Origin of the sequence: Collinsella sp. HCP28S3_G2 (assembly GCF_052065125.1) — a bacterium.
In the GTDB taxonomy this organism is placed as follows: Bacteria; Actinomycetota; Coriobacteriia; order Coriobacteriales; family Coriobacteriaceae; genus Collinsella.
In genome coordinates this window covers 1-2,241 of sequence record NZ_JBQHUO010000028.1, presented here as the reverse complement: position 1 = coordinate 2,241, position 2,241 = coordinate 1, and the positions used below count along the sequence as shown (strand labels likewise).

General features: G+C 57.4%; 1 protein-coding gene. It reads right to left on the bottom strand.

From position 1 onward, the window contains the following. Positions 1-228 precede the first annotated feature (228 nt). Complete coding sequence (locus ACTNB2_RS08735; RefSeq protein ID WP_154518687.1) at positions 229-1,923, bottom strand: phospho-sugar mutase; 1,695 nt, start codon at positions 1,921-1,923, stop codon at positions 229-231. Positions 1,924-2,241 lie beyond the last annotated feature (318 nt).

The window sequence follows — 2,241 nt, the reverse complement described above, 5'->3', positions numbered from 1 at the left end:
CTCGCAGTATCCGGTTCTCAAGGTGCACGCCTGCGCGTCTCATCCGGTCCGACCGGGCCGCGCGGCAAGGAGATATATTGCCAGACCGGAGGGGCCCCGGGGGCGGGAATCTGGTTGCACACAGCTCCTACATATTTATTATTCATCGACCAAACGTTAGAGCAAAAGAAGGGGGCCCTTTGCGAGACCCCCTTCCCTTCTTATCGGTAACAGTCTGTTTATCAAGCCCTAGGCCAGCAGCTTGCGGCCAGACTCCTCAATCGCGTCAAGTGCTGCATCAGCCTCGGCGGCATCCGCACCCTTAGCGAAGATGTACAGCTTGATCTTGGGCTCGGTGCCGGAAGGACGGACAATACCCTTGTTGCCACCCTCAAGATCGAACTCAATGACATTAGCCTTCGGCAGGCCGTTCACGCACGTGTTGTAATCCACAACGGCCTCGATCTTGGAGCCTGCGAGCTCCGCGGGCGGGTTCTCGCGCAGACCAGCCATGATGCCGGCCATCTTTGCCGCACCCTCAGCGCCCGGATAGCTCAGCGAAATCGTCTTGTTGTGATAGTAGCCATACTTCTCGTACAGCTCGTGCATCGCATCGGCAAGGTTCTTGCCCTGGAGCTTGTAATACTGCGCCATCTGGCAAATCAGAAGCGAAGTGCTCACGGCGTCCTTGTCGCGCACGTGGTCGCCGGCCAGATAACCGTAGCTCTCCTCGAAACCGAAGATAAAGCGATCGACTTCACCAGCATCGGAAAGCGAGGTAATGATGTCACCGATGTACTTGAAGCCCGTCAGGCAGCGACGGAGCTCAAAGCCATACTCCTCGGCCAGAGCATCGACCATGGCGGAAGAAACAATGGTAGTAACCGCGACCTTCTTGGTGAGATCCTCGCCGCGGGCGGCACGGGTCTTGCAGATATAGTCGAGCAGCAGAACGCCCATCTCATTGCCGGTCAGCAGCAGATAGTCATCACCATTCTTAACAGCAACGCCAACACGGTCGGCGTCAGGATCGGTTGCAAGCAGCAGATCGGGGTGAACCTGCTCGCACAGGTCGATTCCCTTCTGCATGGCCTGACGGATCTCGGGGTTAGGATACGGGCAGGTCGGGAAATCGCCGTTCGGGTCCTTCTGCTCGGGAACAACCGTGACATCGGTGATGCCGGCGCGCTCGAGCACCGTCGTGACGGGAATGAGGCCAGTGCCGTTGAGCGGAGTGTAGACGAGCTTAAGCGGAGCGCCAGCGATCTCCTCGGCAGAAAGGTTGGTCACGCCGCGCGCGAGAACGGCATCGTAATAACGCTCGAGGCACGAGTCATCGATCCATTTGACCAGACCCTGCTCAAGAGCCTCATCGAAGTCCATGGACTTCACGCCAGTGAACGTATCGGTCTCGGCGATAGCCTTAGAAATTGCATCGGCGGCCTCGCTAGTGATCTGGCAGCCGTCGGGGCCATATGCCTTATAGCCGTTATAGGGCGCAGGGTTATGACTAGCGGTCATGCAAATGCCACCGGAGCACTTAAGGTCGCGGACGGCCCAGGAAAGCGTCGGCACGGGAGAAATCTTAGGGTACACGAGAGCAGTCACGCCGTTTGCTGCAAGAATGGCAGCAGTCGTCTTGACGAACAATTCGCCCTTATTGCGGCTATCGCGAGCAATGGCAACCGTCGGATGCTCAAAAGTCGCATTGAGATAGTCGGCAAAGCCCTGCGTTGCACGGCCGACCGTATAGATATTCATACGGTTGGTGCCAGCACCGATCGTGCCACGCAGGCCGGCGGTGCCGAAGGCAAGATCCTGGAAGAAGGCATCGGTGATGGCATCCTCGTCACCCTGCTCCTTCATCGTGTTGAGCTCGGTCAGCAGCTCATCATCCTTGACATTGGCAATCCAAGTATCAAGCAGCTCGTGAACATCTGCCATGTGCGTCCTTCCTTCATAATCAATAAAACGGCCCGCCTAAAACAGGTCAAGCGCAGTATCACGCTTAAGTAGATAGTAATCCATTGAGTGCGTGAGACTGTCAGGAGAACGGTGAACGTCTGAATAAGACGGCAGATGATATCGTTGTAAAAATTGTAATTTAGTTAAATTGCCTGAGAAACGAAAAAGGGGGAGGCCGCGCGGCCCCCCCCTTCCCAGTCCAAGCGCACGGCTCGGTGCCGTCCACCGGTCAGCGGCGCCCTGGCCTCCCACGGGCTGGCCCCGCAGTACTCTCGGCGCGATGGGGCTTAGCTTCCG

Bases quoted from the DNA above. Each gene is read 5' to 3' on its own strand.
- ACTNB2_RS08735 (WP_154518687.1), bottom strand. From the start codon at position 1,923: ATGGCAGATGTTCACGAGCTGCTTGATACTTGGATTGCCAATGTCAAG.